This window comes from Nocardiopsis nanhaiensis (genome assembly GCF_054778635.1).
In genome coordinates this window covers 40,563-59,293 of the sequence record NZ_BAAGZJ010000011.1, presented here as the reverse complement: position 1 = coordinate 59,293, position 18,731 = coordinate 40,563, and the positions used below count along the sequence as shown (strand labels likewise).

General features: G+C 68.6%; 17 protein-coding genes. 12 read left to right on the top strand and 5 right to left on the bottom strand.

The genetic code is table 11. From position 1 onward, the window contains the following. The first annotated feature begins 90 nt into the window (after positions 1–90). Both dnaE and ACYVD1_RS07590 read left to right on the top strand, forming a co-directional pair. Complete coding sequence (gene dnaE / locus ACYVD1_RS07595; RefSeq protein WP_460769546.1) at positions 91–3,654, top strand: DNA polymerase III subunit alpha; 3,564 nt, start codon at positions 91–93, stop codon at positions 3,652–3,654. 170 nt (positions 3,655–3,824) lie between these two features. Further along, positions 3,825–4,715, top strand: coding sequence for a PadR family transcriptional regulator (locus ACYVD1_RS07590; protein WP_460769544.1), 891 nt, complete (start codon positions 3,825–3,827; stop codon positions 4,713–4,715). A 170-nt stretch (positions 4,716–4,885) separates the two neighbouring features. On the opposite strand, the gene ACYVD1_RS07585 is transcribed toward ACYVD1_RS07590, so the two are convergent. After that, positions 4,886–5,419 (bottom strand): DinB family protein, encoded by a 534-nt coding sequence (locus ACYVD1_RS07585; protein ID WP_460769541.1) that lies wholly within the window; start codon positions 5,417–5,419, stop codon positions 4,886–4,888. A 74-nt stretch (positions 5,420–5,493) separates the two neighbouring features. On the opposite strand from ACYVD1_RS07585, the gene ACYVD1_RS07580 reads away from it, so the two are divergent. Beyond that, positions 5,494–6,189, top strand: coding sequence for a hypothetical protein (locus tag ACYVD1_RS07580; protein WP_460769538.1), 696 nt, complete (start codon positions 5,494–5,496; stop codon positions 6,187–6,189). Positions 6,190–6,204: 15 nt separating this feature from the next. On the opposite strand, the gene ACYVD1_RS07575 is transcribed toward ACYVD1_RS07580, so the two are convergent. From ACYVD1_RS07575 to ACYVD1_RS07560, 4 genes are all read right to left on the bottom strand, one after another. Next, a complete protein-coding gene (locus tag ACYVD1_RS07575; RefSeq protein ID WP_460769536.1) occupies positions 6,205–8,073 on the bottom strand; it encodes an AMP-dependent synthetase/ligase in 1,869 nt (622 codons plus the stop codon). Between the two features lie 177 nt (positions 8,074–8,250). After that, complete coding sequence (gene ybaK / locus ACYVD1_RS07570; RefSeq protein WP_460769533.1) at positions 8,251–8,736, bottom strand: Cys-tRNA(Pro) deacylase; 486 nt, start codon at positions 8,734–8,736, stop codon at positions 8,251–8,253. A gap of 472 nt (positions 8,737–9,208) precedes the next feature. Further along, positions 9,209–9,991 (bottom strand): LON peptidase substrate-binding domain-containing protein, encoded by a 783-nt coding sequence (locus tag ACYVD1_RS07565; protein ID WP_460769530.1) that lies wholly within the window; start codon positions 9,989–9,991, stop codon positions 9,209–9,211. A 236-nt stretch (positions 9,992–10,227) separates the two neighbouring features. Next, complete coding sequence (locus ACYVD1_RS07560; protein WP_460769528.1) at positions 10,228–10,788, bottom strand: ferritin; 561 nt, start codon at positions 10,786–10,788, stop codon at positions 10,228–10,230. A 250-nt stretch (positions 10,789–11,038) separates the two neighbouring features. On the opposite strand from ACYVD1_RS07560, the gene hisD reads away from it, so the two are divergent. The 9 genes from hisD (at position 11,039) to ACYVD1_RS07515 (ending at position 18,565) form a co-directional block, all read left to right on the top strand. Next, positions 11,039–12,364 carry a histidinol dehydrogenase gene (gene hisD / locus ACYVD1_RS07555; RefSeq protein WP_460769526.1) on the top strand — a complete coding sequence of 442 codons (1,326 nt, stop codon included), beginning with the start codon at positions 11,039–11,041 and terminating at the stop codon, positions 12,362–12,364. A 127-nt stretch (positions 12,365–12,491) separates the two neighbouring features. Further along, a complete protein-coding gene (locus ACYVD1_RS07550) occupies positions 12,492–13,589 on the top strand; it encodes a histidinol-phosphate transaminase (protein WP_460769524.1) in 1,098 nt (365 codons plus the stop codon). A 40-nt stretch (positions 13,590–13,629) separates the two neighbouring features. Next, entirely contained in the window at positions 13,630–14,223 is a 594-nt protein-coding gene (hisB, locus tag ACYVD1_RS07545) for an imidazoleglycerol-phosphate dehydratase HisB (protein WP_460769522.1), read from the top strand. Beyond that, a complete protein-coding gene (locus ACYVD1_RS07540) occupies positions 14,224–14,385 on the top strand; it encodes a hypothetical protein (RefSeq protein WP_460769519.1) in 162 nt (53 codons plus the stop codon). It abuts the gene before it with no gap. Positions 14,386–14,419: 34 nt separating this feature from the next. After that, complete coding sequence (gene hisH / locus ACYVD1_RS07535) at positions 14,420–15,073, top strand: imidazole glycerol phosphate synthase subunit HisH (protein ID WP_460769516.1); 654 nt, start codon at positions 14,420–14,422, stop codon at positions 15,071–15,073. A 116-nt stretch (positions 15,074–15,189) separates the two neighbouring features. Then, positions 15,190–15,948 carry a bifunctional 1-(5-phosphoribosyl)-5-((5-phosphoribosylamino)methylideneamino)imidazole-4-carboxamide isomerase/phosphoribosylanthranilate isomerase PriA gene (gene priA, locus ACYVD1_RS07530; protein WP_460769513.1) on the top strand — a complete coding sequence of 253 codons (759 nt, stop codon included), beginning with the start codon at positions 15,190–15,192 and terminating at the stop codon, positions 15,946–15,948. Next, positions 15,945–16,718: an imidazole glycerol phosphate synthase subunit HisF gene (gene hisF, locus ACYVD1_RS07525; RefSeq protein WP_460769511.1), complete on the top strand. Its 774-nt coding sequence runs from the start codon at positions 15,945–15,947 to the stop codon at positions 16,716–16,718. The genes priA and hisF overlap by 4 nt, the downstream gene beginning before the upstream one ends. Before the next feature lie 208 nt (positions 16,719–16,926). Then, the gene (locus ACYVD1_RS07520; RefSeq protein WP_460769509.1) at positions 16,927–17,523 is read left to right on the top strand and encodes a peptidoglycan-binding domain-containing protein; all 597 of its coding nucleotides are present in this window, start codon (positions 16,927–16,929) and stop codon (positions 17,521–17,523) included. A gap of 274 nt (positions 17,524–17,797) precedes the next feature. Then, on the top strand, positions 17,798–18,565 hold the full coding sequence (locus tag ACYVD1_RS07515) for a peptidoglycan-binding domain-containing protein (RefSeq protein ID WP_460769507.1): 768 nt from the start codon (positions 17,798–17,800) through the stop codon (positions 18,563–18,565). Positions 18,566–18,731 lie beyond the last annotated feature (166 nt).

Genomic DNA, 18,731 nt, shown 5'->3' with positions numbered 1-18,731 from the left:
GTTGTCCACAGGCGGCCCCGAAAGTCGTGGGGAAGTCATAGGCTCAGGAGTCATCACCCGTCCGTCTAACCGCCTGGGGGCACCTGCGTCATGGCCGACTCCTTCGCTCATCTGCACGTCCACACCGAGTACTCGATGCTCGACGGTGCGGCCAAGCTGAAGCCCCTCTTCCAAGAGGCTGCCCGGTTGGAGATGCCTGCCGTGGCCATGACCGACCACGGCAACATGTTCGGCGCCTACGAGTTCTTCCAGCAGTCGCAGGGCTCGGGCGTCAAACCCATCATCGGCATCGAGGCCTACGTGGCCCCGGAGTCGCGCTTCCACAAGAAGCGGGTCTTTTGGGGGCGCTCCAACACCTCCGACGACGCCACGGCCGAGGGCGGCAAGGACATCTCCGGCGGCGGCCGGTACCTGCACATGACCATGCTGGCCGAGAACGAGACCGGGCTGCGCAACCTGTTCAGGATGTCGTCGCTGGCCTCCTCCGAGGGCTACTACATGAAGCCCCGGATGGACCTGGACTTGATGTCGCAGTACAGCGAGGGCGTGATCGTCTCCACCGGGTGCCCGTCGGGCGGGGTGCAGACCCGGCTGCGGTTGGGCCAGGAGAAGGAGGCCATCGACTACGCCGCGGGGCTGCAGGACATCTTCGGCAGGGAGAACGTCTTCCTGGAACTGATGGACCACGGTGTGCCCATCGAGAAGGAGGTCCGGGACGGTCTGCTCAAGGTGGGCCGCGCGTTGGACATCCCGCCGTTGGTGACCAACGACTCGCACTACGTCTATGAGTCCCAGGCCTCGGCGCACGATGCGCTGTTGGCTGTGGGGGTGGGTAAGAACCTGGATGATCCGACCCGGTTCCGGTTCAACGGGTCGGGTTATTACCTCAAGACCGCTGACGAGATGCGCGGGCTGCTCAATTTCGACCAGTGGGCGCAGGGGTGCAAGAACACGCTGTTGATCGCCGAGCGCATCGACCCGCACGCCTACGACAACGTGTTCGCGCACCGGGACCTGATGCCGGTCTACCCGGTGCCCGAGGGCGAGACCCAGTCCTCCTGGCTGGCCAAGGAAGTGGAGCGCCGCATCCCCGTGCGTTACCCGGACGGGGCCTCCGAGGAGGCGCGCAGCCGGATCGAGTACGAGCTGGGCATCATCAACACGATGGGTTTTCCGGCCTACTTCCTCGTGGTGGCCGACATCTGCAACTACGCGCGGGAGCAGGGCATCGCGCTCGGCCCCGGACGCGGTTCGGCCGCCGGATCGATGATCGCCTACATGCTGGGCATCACCGACCTGGACCCCCTGGAGCACGGTCTGCTGTTCGAGCGGTTCCTCAACCCCGAACGTGTGTCCATGCCCGATGTCGACCTGGACTTCGACGAGCGCAGGCGCGGGGAGATGATCGAGTACGTCACCCGCCTGTACGGCGAGGAGCGGGTGGCGCAGATCCTGACCTTCGGCACCATCAAGGCCAAGGCGGCCGTCAAGGACTCCACCCGCATCCTGGGGATGCCCTACTCGACGGGTGACCAGATCACCAAGGCCTTCCCGGCACCGGTGGGCGGTAACGAGATCCCGCTGGACGCGGTGTACAACACCGACCACGAGCGTTACGGCGAGACCACGGAACTGCGCGGTCTGATGGACAGTGATCCGCAGGTCAGCAAGGTGATGGAGACCGCGCGAGGGATCGAGGGCCTGACCCGCGGTACCGGTGTGCACGCGGCCGGGGTGATCCTGTCCAAGGAGCCGTTGCTGGACGTGATCCCGCTGCACAAGCGTGATTCCGACGGGGCCATGATCACCGGTTTTCCCTATCCTCAGTGCGAGGACATGGGTCTGCTCAAGATGGACTTCCTGGGTCTGCGCAACCTGACGATCATGGACGACGCGGTCAACAGCATCAAGCAGGCCGAGGGCATCGACATCGACCTCGGAAAGCTGCCGCTGGACGACCCGAAGACCTACAAGCTCCTGGCCCGGGGCGACACGCTGGGTGTGTTCCAGCTGGACGGCGGCGCGATGCGCAACCTGCTCAAGCGGATGGAGCCGAATACTTTCGGGGACATCACCGCCGTGCTCTCGCTGTACCGGCCGGGCCCGATGGCGGCCAACGCGCACAACGACTACGCGGACCGCTCGAACGGGCGCCAGGACGTCACCGCCATCCACCCCGAACTCAAGGAAGCCCTGGACAGCATCCTCGGTGAGACGTACCACTTGATCGTCTACCAGGAGCAGATCATGGCGATCGCCCAGCAGCTGGCCGGGTACAGCCTGGGCGGGGCGGACCTGATGCGCCGGGCGATGGGCAAGAAGAAGAAGGAGGCCCTGGAGAAGGAGTACGAGAAGTTCTCCGCCGGCATGGTCGAGAAGGGCTTCTCCCGGGAGTCCATGCAGGCGATCTGGGACGTCATGCTCCCGTTCGCGGGCTACGCCTTCAACAAGTCCCACGCCGCGGGCTACGCCCTCGTCGCGTACTGGACGGCGTACCTGAAGGCGAACTACCCGGCCGCGTACATGGCCGCGCTGCTGACCTCGGTCAGTGACGACAAGGACAAGATGGCGGTCTACCTGGCCGAGTGCCGCACCCAGGGCATCAAGGTGCTGCCCCCCGACGTCAACGAGTCGGGTCTGCGCTTCACCCCGGTGGGCAGGGACATCCGCTTCGGTATGGGCGCGGTGCGCAACGTGGGCGCCAACGTGGTCAACTCCATCGTCAAGACCCGGGGGGAGAAGGGCAAGTTCTCCTCCTTCACCGATTTCCTGGGCAAGATCGAGCTGGCCGCCTGCAATAAGCGGGTGGTGGAGTCGCTGGTCAAGGCGGGTGGCTTCGATTCGCTGGGCCAGCCCCGCAGGGAGCTGTACCGCCACCACGAGACCGCGGTCGAGGGCATGATCAGCTCCAAGAAGCAGGAGGCCCACGGCCAGTTCGACCTGTTCGGCGGTGGGGACGACGACGGCGACTCCACCCCGATCGGGTTGAACATCCAGTGGGGTGATGAGGAGTGGGACCGCAAGACCAAGCTGGCCTTCGAGCGGGAGATGCTGGGGCTGTACGTGTCCAGTCACCCGTTGGCCGGGGCCGAGCGGGTGCTGGCCCGGTCCCGGGACACCTCGATCGCGCAGGTCGTGGCCGGGGAGATGGCCCGGGAGCGGGGTGAGGTGCGGATCGCGGGGTTGATCTCCAAGGTGGACAAGCGCACCAACAAGGCGGGTAACCAGTGGGCGATCGCCACGGTGGAGGATCTGGACGCCTCGATGGAGGTGCTGTTCTTCCCCAAGACGTATCCGCTGTATGTGGAGGCGTTGTTGGAGGACACCGCGGTCACGGTCAAGGGTCGGCTCAACGACCGGGACGGGACGTACTCGATGTTCGCCTCGGAGATGTCGATCCTGGACATCTCGCACGTGACCGAGGGCGAGCCGCCGGTGCTGCTCACCGTCGCCGAAGACCGCCTGAACGCCGAGCTCGTCGAGGACCTGCGCCAGGTGCTGAGCACCCACAAGGGAGACACCCCCGTGCGGATCAGGGTGGACAACCCCGTACGGTCCAAGATCTACGCGGTGGACCGCTACTCCGTGCGGATCTCCCCGGAGTTCAACGGTGAGATGAAGAGCTTGCTGGGGATGTACGCGGTCGACTACTGACCAGCTCCACGCCCCGAGTCCCCGTGTGCCGTCCGGCACACGGGGATTTTTTCTGTGGTCGATCCTTGTCGCGATCGAGTTAACGATATATCTTTGAGCTATTGCTGTGCGATATGACAGTCGTTAGAAGTCGAGATCAATCAACATCGATGGACGTCAAGGAGAACGACATGACCGCGATGGCACTTCCCGGTCCCTGGTCCTGGGGTGGGCGGCGCACCGAGCGTCCCCAACTGCCCTGGACCTGGCGACCCACCGAAACCCCTCCCGCGCTCCCAGGCTCGCGACACGGGCACGACGAGCCCGGCGGTGAGCACCCCGGGCCACGGCGGGACGGCTTCGGCCACCCGCCGCCCCCTCCGGGACCTCCCGGATCGCCGCCCCCGCCTCCGTGGCGGGGCGGCGACGGGCCCTTCGGTCCAGGCGGACCGTTCGGCCCCGACGGGCCGATGGGCCCGGGTGGCCCCTTCGACCCGGGAGGGCCATGGGAGGGGTTCGGTCCCCGAAGCGGCGGGTTCGGTCCAGGTCGGAGGTTCCGCCGCGGCGGACGCGGGGGAGGCCGCCGGGCCAAGCGCGGTGACGTGCGCACCGGCATCCTCATGCTGCTGGCTGAGGAACCGCGTAGCGGCTACGAGATCATCCGCGAGGGCCGTGAGCGCAGCGGAGGGGTCTGGCGGCCCAGCCCCGGCTCGATCTACCCCATGCTCCAGCAACTGGAGGACGAGGGCCTGATCGCCCAGACTGAGGGGGAGGGCCGCCGCCGTCCCTACCAGCTCACCGACGAGGGCATCGACTACCTTGAGGAGAACGGCGCCGACCTCACCCCGCCGTGGGAGGCGGGTGCGGATGCCGCCGCCGACGCCAGGTCCCGCTACGAGGAGATCGGCGCCCTGGCCTACCAGCTCTCGGCCGCCGCGTCCCAGGTCGCCCAGGCCGGGACCCCGGAGCACCTGGAGCGGGCCAAACTGCTCCTGGCCGAGACCAAGCGGGGGCTGTACCTGATCCTGGCAGACGAGGAACCCGCCACCTCCGGCCCCGCCGACGGGGACGACGAGGCCTGAGGCGGCGGAGGCCGACGGGACCGGATCAACCGGGCCGGACAGCCGGGCCGGACAGCCGGGCCGGACAGCCGGGCCGAAGGCCAGGCCGAACAACATGAGGGCCCGGAACGGTGCGCACCGTCCCGGGCCCTCATGCGCCCGAACCCTCGCGTCCTTCCGGGAGGGCCCGGCTATTCTCCGGTGACACCGTCAGCGAGTTCCCGGAGCGCGTCCAGGTGCCCGTTGTGCCGCGCGGTCTCCTCGATCATGTGGACCAGTACCCAGCGCAGGGTCGTCCGGCCACGGTGGTCCGGGATGCCCCGGGAGGAGTTGCCCAGCTCCAGATGGGACGTGATCTCCCGGGAGCGCTCACACTGCGCGGCGTACTCGTCAAGCAGCTCGCCCAGGGGCCGTTGCGCGCCGACCCTGAACTCCCCGTCGGGGTCCTGCCTCGAATAGGGGGCCTGATCGGGTTGGTTGAGCATGACCACCTCGAACCAGAAGGCCTCCACCCAGCGCAGGTGCGATACCACCCCGCCGACCGTCATCATCGGCGAGGAGGGCAGAGGTGTGGCCGACGACAGGTCCGGGGCGAGGCCGGCGCACTTGCTGTGTACCGTCGCCCGGTGCCAGTCCAGCCAGGCCAGGAGCATCGTGCGCTCGTCCGCCGCCATGGGAGGATCGACACGCTCGGGCCGGGTCAGGGGACTGTTCTTGTCGCTCATGCCGGTATTCTCCTTCGGGTTGTGCCCGGTATCCACTGGTTTTCGGGCCGGGTGGCGACGATGAGGAGCGGGTGATGGCGGAACAGGGTCGCACGGGCAGGTCCGGACCGGGGCGAGGCCTGGTCGTGGGGGTGTGCCTGTTCGGGGCTGTTGCCCTGTTGGGTGCCCTGCTGGGCCCGCTGTGGTGGTGGCTCGCCCCGCGCCCGGAGGTGGCAGTCCTGGGCGACGGGGAAGTCTTTCCGGGTACGTCGGAGGAGGTCTTCGCGGGGGAGGGCTACTTCGTCCTCATCACCGCTGTGGCGGGCCTGGTCACCGGGTTCGGCACCTACATGGTCCAGTTCGCCCTGTCCCGGCGACGCTTCCAGGACCTGCGCCTGGTCTGTCTCGTCGCGGGTGCCCTCGGATCCGCTGCGGCGTCCCTACTGGTCTGGCGGATCGGTACCGCCCTGGACGCCCCGGCGCGGGAGGCGGTGCTGGCGGCCGACGCGGGGGAGACGGTCACCGCCGCGCTCCAGCTCCAGGCCACGGCATTCCTGATCGTCTGGCCCTTCGTCCACATCCTGCAGTACGGACTGCTGGACGGCATCAGTCTGCTGCGCGGCGACCAACCCGGGGTACCCGGACCCGCACCGGCTCAGGACGCCGCAGAGGGGAGCGAAGGCCCTGAAAAGGGGGCGGACCCCGCACAGTGGGCGGCCCCCGCCCAGGAAGGGCAGGAGCCGCCGACCGTCACGGAACGGGATACCGGCCCCGAGGATCCGCGGCGCTGAGCACGGTCCCAGGCGTCACAGTGACTGGACGGTGTCCTTGTACATCCCGTCGAGCAGGTCTCGGTACTTGTCCTCCACCGCCCTGCGGCGCATCTTCAGGCTCGGTGTGATCTCACCCTGCTCCACAGTCAGCTCGTTCGGCAGAACCACGAAGTCCTTGATGGTCTCGTGCCTCGGCAGCTCCTTGTTGAGCGCGTCGACGGCTTCCTGGACCATCTGCCGGACCTTGGGCTCCTTGGTGAGGCCGCTGTAGTTCAGCGCCCCCAGGCCGTTGGCCTCCGCCCAGGTGTCGATCGCCTCGGGGTCCAGCGCCACCAGTGCCACACAGTAGGGTCGGCGGTCCCCGTGCACGATCAGGTTGCTGACATAGGGGCAGAGCGACTTGAAGCGGCTCTCGATGCTCTGCGGCGCCACGTACTTGCCTGCAGAGGTCTTGATCAGCTCCTTCTTGCGGTCGGTGATCCGCAGCCGACCGTTCTCCAACACGCCCATGTCGCCGGTGGCGAACCAGCCGTCCTCGTCGAGCACCGCCTCGGTCGCACCGGTCAGGTTGTGGTAACCGCGCATCACGCCGCCGCCGCGCAGCAGGACCTCGCCGTCCTCGGCGATCTTCACCTCGGTCCCGGGCAGAGGAAGGCCGACCGTTCCGAAGCGCAGGTCACTGGGGCGGTTGAGGAAGGAGCCGGCGGAGGTCTCGGTCAGGCCGTAGCCCTCCAGGATGGTGATCCCCGCGCCGTAGAAGAACCGGCCGATCTCCGGTGACAGGGGTGCGCTGCCGGAGACGAAGAATTTCAGCCGCTCGCCGAAGCGGGCACGCAGCTTGCTGAAGACCAGCTTGTCGGCGACCTTGTGCTGGGCACCCAGCACACCGGTGGGCTCCTTGCCCTCTTCCCGCAGCCGTGCCACGCGGTCGCCTACGCCGAGGGCCCACCGGAAGATGCGGTATTTGGCGGCACCGCCCTCCTTGGCCTGCATGACGACCTTGTTGTACACCTTCTCGAAGATCCGGGGCGCGGCCGCCATGAAGGTCGGCTGAACGACGGCCAGGTTGTCCACGATCCGGTCGACCCGGCCGTCGACGGCGGTCCGGTAGCCGATACGCAACTGACTGACCTGCATGACTTTGCCGAAGGAGTGCGCCAAGGGGAGCCACAGGTACTGGACGTCGTCCTCGGTGATGAGTTCACCGCCCTGGGAGCTCATCTCCTCGCCGAGGACCTTGAGGGCCTCCGCTTCGTACAGCCAGTTGGCGTGGTCCAGGCGCACGCCCTTGGGGCGGCCGGTGGTGCCGGAGGTGTAGATCAGGGTGGCCAGGTGGTCCGGCTTGACCGCGGCGACCAGTTCGTCGAAGAGCTCCGGCCGCTCGGCGTGCAGTTCGGCGCCCTTGGCTTCCAGATCGGTAAAGCCGATGACCCAGTCGTCGTCGCCTCCGGCCGCGCCCTCGAAGGCGATGACCTTGGACAGGCCGGGCATGGCGCCGCGCTGCCCGACCAGTTTGGCGACCTGTTCATCGTTCTCGGCGAAGGCGACCATGCTGCCGGAGTCGGAGACGATGTAGGCGCAGTCGGGCGGGGTTGACGTGGGGTAGATGGTGGTAGACGCGCCGCCCGCACAGAGGATCGCGAGGTCGGCCAGGACCCACTCGATGCGCGTGTTGGAGGCGATCGCGCATCGCGCTTGGGAGGTCACGCCCAAGGAGTGCAGGCCAAGCGCGATGGCGCGGACACGGTCACGGGTCTGGGTCCAGGTGAGGGCCTCCCACTTCTCACTGCCCCCGGCGGCGCTAGTCACCGGGTAGCTGAACGCCTCCCGGCCGCCGGATTCGGCGACGCGGGAGGCGAACATGTCGGGAACGGACTGAAAGGGGGATGAAGTGTTGCCCATGTCACAAAACTACCCCTGGGTAGGGGGACCAGCAACAGTCCGTGCGTGAATGTGGGAAGGTCCACTACGCGGGCTGGGGAGCCCCGACCCGCCAGGGACTGCCGGGCCCGGCGAACCCCGCCCTTCCGCAGAACCCCGCACCGCCGCGGAACCGGAGCCGGCCTGGAAACCGGGCGGTCAGTTCGAACCGATGGGTGCGGTGACCGCCTCGGTCAGCTTGATCAGGTCCAGCGCGCCCAGCTCCATCTGGAGTCCGCGCCGCCCAGCGGACACGTACACCGCGTTCAGCCCGGTGATGGAGGAGTCGATCACCGTTCGCAGCCGCTTGCGCTGTCCCAGGGGGCTGATGCCGCCGCGTACGTACCCGGTGATCTTCTCCGCGCGGGCCGGGTCCGCCATGACCGCGCGCTTGCCGCCCACCGCCGCGGCCAGGGCCTTGAGATCGAGTGACGCGCTGACCGGCACCACCCCCACGGTGAATACGCCGTCCACCTCGGCCACGAGGGTCTTGAACACCTGCTGGTGGGGGACACCGATCGCGTCTGCGGCATCGGTCCCGTAGGCGTGCCCGTCGCCGCCACCCGGAACATCGTAGGGATGGAGGGTGTACGTGGTCTTGGTCCTACCGGCGGCCACGGTCGCGGGCGTGGCTTTTCCACTCATGGGTTACCTGGGCTTTCCACGTCGGTGTGTCGAAACGTTGCGGGCAGGTTAGGGCATGTTCGGCGGACACACCCTGCTGCGCGTCGCCCCAGCGGCACTGTCACCGCGCATCTGTCAGTTGACAGCCAAACCCGGGCGGGCCCCGCTGTGCGATGCTGCCGAGCTTGCGAGGCAGTGCACAGTAGGGGAACTCCTTCTTCGGCCTTGTGCTGGCACCGCCCACCCGTCGCCCGCCACCACCCTCAACGGACGCCTGCGGCGCGGCACCCCCCCCGTTCGTCGCCCGTCACCACCCTCAACGGACGCCTGCGGCGCGGCACCCCCCCGTTCGTCGCCCGTCACCACCCTCAACGGACGCCTGCGGCGCGGCACCCCCCGTTCGTCGCCCGTCACCACCCTCAACGGACGCCTGCGGCGCAGCGTCCCCTTCGCGACGGGCAGCATCCACCGAACACGCCCTAAGGCATGCGACCTAGTTGAAGGAGACACCGTTGTTTAGGAAGGGGCCCGCGGGAAGGTTGGGGAGGGTGGGGGTGGCAACCACACGGTTCTCTCTGCGCAGGAAGTGGGCAGCGACCGCCAGGCGGGTCGCCGCGTCCTCGGCTTCCAACAGGCGCTGCTTCTCCGCGGCGTCCAACACCACCGAGGCCGACACCGCGTGGGAGAGCGCGATCGGGTCCCGCGGCAGATCTCTCGTGGTCTCGGGGGCCATGCCGATGGCCGAGAGCCGTTCGCAGTACACCTCGTACAGGTCGCGCACCCTCTCGGCGTGGTCCTTGGCGTCGGGCCCCATCGGTTCGGGGAGCAAGGAGACGGTCGCTGTGGAGTACGCCTCGGGGGAGGAGACATCGACCTCGGTCAGATCGGTGATCGCGAACCTGGTGCCGCCCTCGACCACCAGGTCGTAGCGCCCGTCATCGTAGGTGCGCACGTCCCTTACCACGGCCGTGCAGCCGGTCGCGCTGACCACGGGGAGGGAGGGGCGGCCACCCGAACTGGCGGTGCTGGGCACCCCGGTGTCGGCACCTCCTGCGCCCTGCCCGGACTCGCTGGCCACCTCGTGCCCCAGTTCGATCCACACGACACCGAACCGGGCCGGGCGGCGCTCCCCACCACCGGTCTCGCCGCCGGCAAGGGTCGGGCCGAGCAGTTCCGAGACCAGCTGACGGTACCTCTGCTCGAAAATGTGGAGGGGAATCGTCATGCCGGGGAACAACACGGTGTTCAACGGGAAGATCGGGAGCGCCTCTGGCATGTTCCCAGTATGCCTCTCAGCCCGCGGGCGTGCGCTTCTGGTCGGGGCGCTGCGTGTCCGGTCCCCGGTGTTTCCGCGCACATTCGCCGCAGGTCCTCCCTGCCCGGCGTGTCGGGCCCGGCAACGTATCCGCGCCGAGGCCCTGTCGCATGTCAGGAACGTGCCCGGACAGCACGAACGGCCCGGGAGCGCCCCGGGCCGTTCGCGGTCGCCGCCGTGTTGACGGCGGACGGGTGTTAGGAGACCGCGGGGCCGGCGGTACCGGGCGCGCCCTGGCTGCCGCTGTCCTCGCTGGGCATGTCGCGGGCCACGAACGTCTCCACGTCGAACAGGTTGCCGTTGGAACGGTCTACGACGTTGAGGAGGGTCGACATCTTGGCGACCTCCTCGACCTGCTCCTGGATGAACCACTGGAGGAACTGCTCGCCGGTGTAATCGCCCTCGTCGCGGGCGACCTTGGCCAGGTGCTGGAACTGGTCGCTCACCTCGCGCTCCTGACGCAGGGCCAGGGCGACCAGGTCCCGGGTGACGGCGAAATCGGTCTCGATGGCGTCCACCGCCGGAAGGGCGAACGTCACGTCGTAGTCGAGAAGGAAGCGCACGATCATCATCGCGTGGTCGCGCTCTTCCAGGGACTGCTCGTAGAAGACCCTGGCCAACTGGGGCAGGTCCTGGTCGTCGAACCAAGCCGCGATCGCCACGTACTGGTGCGAAGCCGTGAACTCGTGCCGTACCTGATCGACCAGGAGGCGGTGGAACTTGGAAAGCGTGCTATCGCCGGTCGTGTTTGAAGTCATGCCACCACGATAACGCATTTAAAAGCGTTTCGCGAAGCGCGCAAAAAGGGAACTGAATTTGTTAGGTAAGCCTTTCAAAAGCTTGATGAGGTTAGGTATTCCAAACTTAGGTAATGCTCATGTCGCGTATTTGTGGGGGAGTGCTCGCCGATGTCCACCGAGGGCGGGTTCGCGCCGGTCGTGCGGGTGTGGTGTCCATCATTCGGACACCCCCACCCATGGATCGGGCAGTGCCCCCTAGACTGGGTTCGTGATCAGTCGAATCGACCTCCGAGGTTCCCAGGGCGACCCGCGCGACGTACTTCCGCGCGCCGAAATCGATGTGGCGGACGCCACTGAACGCGTCCGACCCATCTGCGATGACGTGCACCATCGCGGAAACCAGGCCCTGGTCGAACTCACCGAGCGCTTCGACGGTGTGCGGCTCACCGACATTCGTGTTCCCGCCGCCGCTATCGACACCGCCCTCACCGAACTCGACCCCGCCGTGCGCGCCGCGCTGGAGGAGTCGATCCGCCGTGCCCGCAAGGTCCACCGCGAGCAGCGGCGCCAGTCCCACACCACCCAGGTCGTGCCCGGCGGCACCGTCACGGAGAAGTGGATCCCGGTCAACCGCGTCGGCCTCTACGTGCCGGGCGGCCGCGCGGTCTACCCCTCCAGCGTCATCATGAACGTCGTCCCCGCCCAAGAAGCGGGTGTGTCCTCCCTGGCGGTCACCTCACCGCCCCAGAAGGAGTTCGGCGGTCTGCCCCACCCGACCATCCTCGCCGCCTGCGCCCTGCTCGGCGTCGACGAGGTCTACGCGGTCGGCGGTGCCCAGGCCGTGGCGATGTTCGCCTACGGCACGCAGGACTGCGAGCGCACCGACATGGTCACCGGCCCGGGCAACATCTGGGTCGCCGCAGCCAAACGCCTGCTCAAGGGCGTGATCGGTATCGACGCGGAGGCCGGTCCCACCGAGATCGCGATCCTGGCAGACGGCACCGCCAGCCCCGACTACGTCGCCGCCGACCTCATCAGCCAGGCCGAGCACGACGTCGTAGCCGCCTCCGTCCTGGTGACCCCGGACGAGGCCCTCGCCGCGGCGGTCACCGAGCGCCTCACCGAGCGCGTGGCCGCCACCAAGCACAGCGACCGCGTCCGCGAGGCCCTCGCCGGGCCGCAGTCCGGCATCGTCCTGGTCGACGACCTCGAACAGGGCCTGGCCGTCGTCGACGCGTACGCGGCGGAACACCTGGAGATCATGACCGCGGACGCCCCGGCCCTGGCCGCGCGCGTACGCAACGCCGGGGCGATCTTCGTCGGCGACCATTCCCCGGTCTCCCTCGGCGACTACGCCGCGGGCTCCAACCACGTGCTGCCCACCGGCGGCTGCGCCTGCCACTCCGGTGGCCTGAGCGTGCAGACTTTCCTGCGCGGGGTGCACATCGTCGAATACGACCCTGACGCGCTGGCCGACGTCGCCCAACACGTCATCACCCTGGCCGAGGCCGAGGACCTTCCCGCGCACGGCGAGGCGATCGCCGCACGCACGGGTCATGGAACCCGACCGGCCCGCGGAACCGACCGGGACTGACCACCCGGGACCCAGAACCCGGGACCAAACTTCAGGCCGGTGGGGCGGACCGTCCACGGGCGAACCCGTGACCGGACTGGTCACGGAGCAACACAGCCTCAGGCGCCCGCCCCGCCACAACAGACACATGAGCGTGAAACCAGTGAGCTTCACCCTGAACGACCTTCCGCTCCGCGACGACCTGCGCGGACGTTCTCCCTACGGCGCCCCGCAGCTGGACGTGCCGGTGGTCCTCAACACCAACGAGAACCCGCACGCACCCTCCCCGGCCCTGGCCAAGGCCCTGGCGGACGCCGTCGCCGACGCCGCCCTGGGCCTGAACCGCTACCCCGACCGGGACGCGGTCCGGCTGCGCCAGGGCCTGGCCGCCTACCTCGGCCACGGCCTCACCTCCGCGGACATCTGGGCGGCCAACGGATCCAACGAGATCCTCCAGCAGCTGCTCCAGGCCTTCGGCGGCCCCGGCCGCACCGCCATGGGATTCGAACCGTCCTACTCGATGCACCCGATCATCTCCCGCGGCACCGGGACGGGCTGGGTGTCCGTGCCGCGTGACGCCGACTTCCGTGTCGACGTCGACGCCGCCCTGGCCGCGATCGCCGGGCACGAGCCGAGCGTCATCTTCCTGACCTCGCCCAACAACCCCACCGGCACCTCCCTGGAACTCGACGCGATCGAGCGCATCGCCCAGGCCGCGCCGGGCGTGGTGGTCGTGGACGAGGCCTACGCAGAGTTCCGCCGCGAAGGCACGCCCAGCGCCCTCACCCTGCTGGCCGAACACCCCAAGGTCATCGTCTCGCGCACCATGTCCAAGGCCTTCGCCCTGGCCGGTGCGCGGGTGGGCTACCTTGCCGCGCACCCCGCGGTGGTCGACGCCCTGCAGCTGGTCCGCCTGCCCTACCACCTGTCCGCCGTCACCCAGGCGGTGGCCGTCACCGCCCTGGAGTACGCGGACGAACTCCTCGGCGCCGTCGCCGACCTGCGTGCCGAACGCGACTCCCTCGTCGCGTGGCTGCGCGCACAGGGTTTCTCGGTCGCCGACTCCGACGCCAACTTCATCATGTTCGGTGAGTTCGAGGATCGCACCAAGGTCTGGCAGAGCATGCTCGACCAGCAGGTCCTCATCCGCGAGGTCGGCCCGCCCGGCTGGCTGCGCGTCACCGTCGGCACCGCCGAGGAGATGGCCGCCTTCCGCGAGGCCCTCCTGCGGGCCACCGGCCGCTGACCGCCGCACGACTTCCCACCGCACCAGCGAAAGAGTGAGCATGAGCCGCACCGGGCGCGTCGAACGCGCAACCAAGGAAACCAAGGTCCTGGTCGAGGTCGACCTGGACGGCACCGGAGCCGCCGACGTCTCCACCGGTGTCGGCTTCTTCGACCACATGCTCGACCAGCTCGCCAAGCACGGCCTGTTCGACCTGACCGTGCGCACCGAGGGCGACCTGCACATCGATTCGCACCACACCATGGAGGACACCGCCCTCGCCCTGGGCGCCGCCTTCCGCGAGGCACTCGGCGACCGCGCGGGCATCCGCCGCTTCGCCGACGCCAAGGTTCCGCTGGACGAAGCGCTCGCCGAGGTCACCGTCGACGTCTCCGGCCGCCCCTACCTCGTGCACAGCGAACCCGAGGGTATGGCCCCGGTCATCGGGCGCGACTATGACACCACCATGACCCGGCACATCTTCGAATCCTTCGTGGCCCAGGCGCGCGTGGCCCTGCACGTCCACGTGCCCTACGGCCGCAACGCCCACCACATCGTCGAGGCCCAGTTCAAGGCGTTCGCCCGCGCCCTGCGCGTGGCCACCGAGGACGACCCCAGGGTGAGCGGAGTCCCGTCGACCAAGGGCGTCCTGTAGATGGACACCGACCTCTGGGGGATCGCCCTCCTCGTCCTCGCGGGGTTCCTGGCCGGCGGCGTGTACGCGCTCTGGAGCGTCAACCGCGGGATCGCCTTCGCGCTGGGCGGCTGCATGGCACTCGCCGCCGTCTCCGGTGCGCTCCGGCTCGGCTACTTCTAACACCTGCTGGTTCCAACAGAAGGAGACGGATCTGATGCCGTCACGCGTGGTCATCTTCGACTACGGCTCGGGCAACCTCCGCTCGGCCCAGCGCGCCATGGAGCGCACCGGCGCCGATGTCACAGTGACCTCCGACCCGCATGCCGCGCTCGACGCCGACGGGCTGGTCGTCCCCGGCGTGGGCGCGTTCAGCGCCTGCATGGCCAGCCTCGAGGCCGCGGGCGGTGACCGGATCATCGGCCGCCGCGTGGCCGGGGGGCGTCCGGTCCTGGGGGTCTGCGTGGGCATGCAGGTCCTCTTCGACCGCGGGATCGAGCAGGCAGACGTCCACGCGGAGGACAGCGCCACCGAGGGCTGCGGGGAGTGGCCCGGCACCGTCGAACGCCTGCGCGCGCCCGTGGTGCCCCACATGGGCTGGAACACCGTCACCCCGCCCGAGGACACGCGCCTCTTCGCGGGTCTGGGCCCCGAGGAGCGGTTCTACTTCGTGCACTCCTACGCGGTCCGCCACTGGGAGTTCGTCGCCATGAGCGACCGGGTCCGCGCACCTCGGGTGACCTGGTCCGAGCACGGTGAGCCGTTCGTGGCCGCCGTGGAGAACGGGCCGCTGAGCGCCACCCAGTTCCACCCGGAGAAGTCCGGCGACGCCGGCGCCCAGGTCCTCGCCAACTGGGTCGAGACCCTGTGAGCGACCGCCTCCCCACCCAGTGCCGCGTCAGTCGGGGTTTGCCCGCGACGGGGTGAACCTTGGCTGACGCGGCACTAGCTTCCACGCCGTATCCGAACCGAGAACGAGAAGGCCTCATGACCGACGAGAACACACCGTCGACCCCCGCACTCGAACTGCTCCCCGCCGTGGACGTGGCGGGCGGGCAGGCCGTCCAGCTCGTCCAGGGCAAGGCCGACTCCGGCGGGAAGTACGGCGACCCCTTCGCGGCGGCCAGCGGCTGGCAGGCCGCCGGGTCCGAGTGGATCCACCTGGTGGACCTGGACGCCGCCTTCGGGCGCGGGCACAACCGGGACCTGCTGCGCGACATCGTGGGCCGCCTCGACGTGAAGGTCGAGATGTCCGGCGGCATCCGCGACGACGAGTCGCTGGAAGCGGCCCTGTCCACCGGCTGCACGCGCGTCAACATCGGCACCGCCGCCTTGGAGAACCCCGAGTGGTGCGCCAAGATCATCGCCGAGCACGGCGACCGGATCGCCATCGGCCTCGACGTGCGGGGTACAACCCTGGCCGCCCGCGGCTGGACCCGCGACGGCGGCGACCTGCTGGAGACGCTCGCCCGGCTTGAGGCCGAGGGCTGCGCCCGCTACGTCGTCACCGACGTCAACAAGGACGGCACCCTCAAGGGCCCCAACCTGGACCTGCTGCGCACCGTCTGCGAGCGCACCGACAAGCCGGTGGTCGCCAGCGGCGGCGTGTCCAGCCTCGCCGACCTGGAGGCCGTCGCCACCCTGGTTCCGCTGGGTGTCGAGGGCGCCATCATGGGCACCGCCCTCTACGAGGGCGCGTTCACCCTGGAGGACGCCCTGGCCACGGTGGGGAGCGCGGACCGGTGAGCCTGTCCATCCGCGTCATTCCCTGCCTGGACGTCGACGCCGGACGCGTCGTCAAGGGTGTGAACTTCGAGAACCTGCGTGACGCCGGCGATCCCGTGGAGCTCGCGTCCACCTACGACGGCGGCGGAGCGGACGAGCTCACCTTCCTCGACGTCACGGCCTCCAGCGGCGACCGCGAGACCACTTACGACGTGGTCCGCCGCACCGCTGACCAGGTGTTCATCCCGCTGACGGTCGGGGGAGGGGTCCGTTCCCCCGACGACGTCGACCGACTGCTGCGCGCGGGCGCCGACAAGGTCGGGGTGAACACCGCCGCGATCGCCCGCCCAGAGCTGATCGGGGAGATCGCCGAACGGTTCGGCCGCCAGGTCTTGGTGCTGTCCGCTGACGTTCGCCGGGTGCGCGAGGGTGCAGAACCCACCCCCAGCGGGTTCGAGGTCACGACGCACGGCGGCCGCAAGGGCACCGGACTCGACGCCCTGGAGTGGTGTGAGCGCGCCGCTGAGCTGGGCGCCGGGGAGATCCTGCTCAACTCCATGGACGCCGACGGGACCAAGGCCGGTTTCGACCTGGAGCTCATCCGTGCCGTGCGGGCGCGCGTCGACATCCCGCTGATCGCGTCGGGCGGCGCGGGTGCGGTCGAGCACTTCGTGCCGGCGATCGAGGCCGGCGCGGACGCTGTCCTGGCCGCCACGGTCTTCCATTTCGGTGAGTTCACGATCGCCGACGTCAAGAAGAGCCTGCGCGAAGCCGGGTATCCGGTCCGCTAGCGCGATCGAGGAAAGGCCCAGAGCGCCCCGGGGTCATGCCCCCACGGGAACGCCCCCTTCTCGGTTGACAGGAGGTGGCGAATTTGTCGTTCGGGGATAGGTAGGTCTGTCCCTTTGGTGCGCTTTTCGGTTGTGAGGTAAACGTTTCTCCGCCTTCGGACATCGAACTGGTGTGCAGGAGAATACGACGGGGGAAGGAACAGCCAGTATGCAGGCGCACAACAGGGGTAGGCCGACCGCGCGCGTGGCGGCCGTACTCGCCGCCACCGCACTCGCGGCCACGACCGGCCTCGCCGGTTCGGGTACGGCCCTGGCCGATGATCTCGAACAGACCTCCGAGGAAGCGGTCGCCGAAATCCAGGCCCAGGACTGGCCTGAGTTCTCCAAGGGTGACAGCGCCATCGACATCCGCGCGGTGAAGATGCTGCTGAGCTACATCGAGATCAACCCCGGCGAGATCAACAACGAGTTCGACGAGGACCTCGAAGCCGCGCTCATCAGCTACCAGGAGGCCTTCGACCTGGAGGGCAACGGTGAGCTGAACGAGGAGACCTGGGAGGACCTGCGCGACCGGATCTTCGGCCAGGCGGTGTTCGGCCCCGGCAGCACCGGCCCCGTCGTGGAGATGATCCAGAGGGTCCTCAACGCCAAGTACAACTACCACCTGGCCACTGACGGCGTGTACGGCTACTGGACCGAAGCGGCCGTCCGCGAGGTCCAGGACCAGTTCGACATCGGTGTCGACGGCATCTTCGGCCCGCTCAGCTTCGAAGCACTCATCACCTACCAGGACTTCGACCGGTAGGCCGCCCGCGGCGGTCGGTGCCCGGTGCCCGGTGCCGGTGCCCGACGCCGCTGCTCCCGGGTCACCGACTCTTCGGTGGCCCGGGCTCTCTCGTGCTACGGGCCTTTCGTGCTCCGGGGTCGCTTTTGGCCGAATTGCCCCCTGGTCTCATGTAATTGCAGAGAGTTATTGATGCGTGGCGCTCCGTTAATAGATTTGAGATTCGTGTGAGCATGTTGCCCGTCCAGCCATCCCGCTCGGGGTGGACAGCCACGGGAAGGAACACCCACCCAGCATGTTCGCCAACCACGACAAACACACCTGCCCGCGACTGGTCGCCCTGCTCGCGGCCGGCGCGATCGCCACGACCTTCACCGTGGGCTCCGCCACAGCTGCCCACGCCGACGACCTCGACCGCACCTCCGACGAGGTCGTGGCCCTCATCGAGAGCCAGGAGTGGCCGAACTACGCCAACGGCGACCCGGACCACGTCGACATCGAGGCCGCGCAGATGCTGCTGGTCTTCCACGGCTACGACTCCGGCCCGCAGTCGCCGGTCTTCGACGACGCACTGGAGGAACAGGTCCGCGCCTTCCAGAGCGAGCCGGACAACGACCTGGTCGAGACGGGCATGCTGGACGACGAGACCTGGCTGCTGCTCCGCGAGCGCACCTTCGAAGAGCACTACGGTCCGGGCAACGAGGGCATCGTCGTCCGGATGATCCAGACCGTCCTCAACGAGAAGCTCGACGCTGGGCTGGATGTCGACGGCATCTACGGTGAGGCGACCCAGAACGCCGTCTGCGGCGCCCAGGTGATCTTCGAGATCGGCGAGGACGGGCTCTTCGGCCACCTCACCTTCCGCGCCCTCATCCACTACGACCACGAGAACAACGACGACTCGGTCCGCGACGCGGAATGCAGCGACGACGTCGACACAGAGGCGGCGAAGGCAGTGGACGCCGAAGCCGAAGCCGCGGCCGAGGCCGAGGAATCCGACGCCGACGCGGAGGCCGACGACGAAGCCCCGGCCGAGGACCAGGACGACCTGCGCCTCTACTAACAGGTCTCAGAGGCCGGCGGGGTACGCCGAACCACCTGCCCCGACCGCTCACGGCCCGGGACGCCAGCCATGGCGCCCGGGCCGTTCGCGTGCACAGACTGTCGACCCGGTCCAGGGTGAGTTGTACGGAATAGCACGGATGTGTCCGGTGCTGAAACAATCCGGT